Source organism: Salinimicrobium oceani (assembly GCF_012037645.1).
Genome location: NZ_JAAVJR010001628.1, coordinates 1 through 285, shown reverse-complemented (window position 1 = coordinate 285; position 285 = coordinate 1). Strand labels below are relative to the sequence as shown.

1 protein-coding gene is annotated in these 285 nt (G+C 46.3%); it reads left to right on the top strand.

All coding sequences use genetic code 11. The features are described from left to right. Positions 1-11 precede the first annotated feature (11 nt). Positions 12-285: rhodanese-like domain-containing protein (locus tag HC175_RS23370; protein ID WP_262887270.1), on the top strand; the 274-nt coding region annotated here is incomplete at its 3' end.

Below are 285 nucleotides of genomic sequence, written 5' to 3'. Positions count from 1 at the left end.
AAGCTAAAACCATGATCGCCGCGCAGGATGCCGAACTCGTATGTGTGCGTAGCTATCCCGAATATATTGGGGAGGTAAGCGGTTACAATTATATAGAAGCTAAAGGTAGAATTCCCGGAGCTATTTTTGCCGATTGTGGAAGTGATGCTTACCACATGGAAAACTACAGGAATGTTGATCACACCACCAGGGAATTTCATGAAGTCATTGAGAACTGGAAACAAACCGGAATTACTCCCGACAAACATCTCGCTTTCTATTGCGGTACCGGATGGCGCGGCAGTG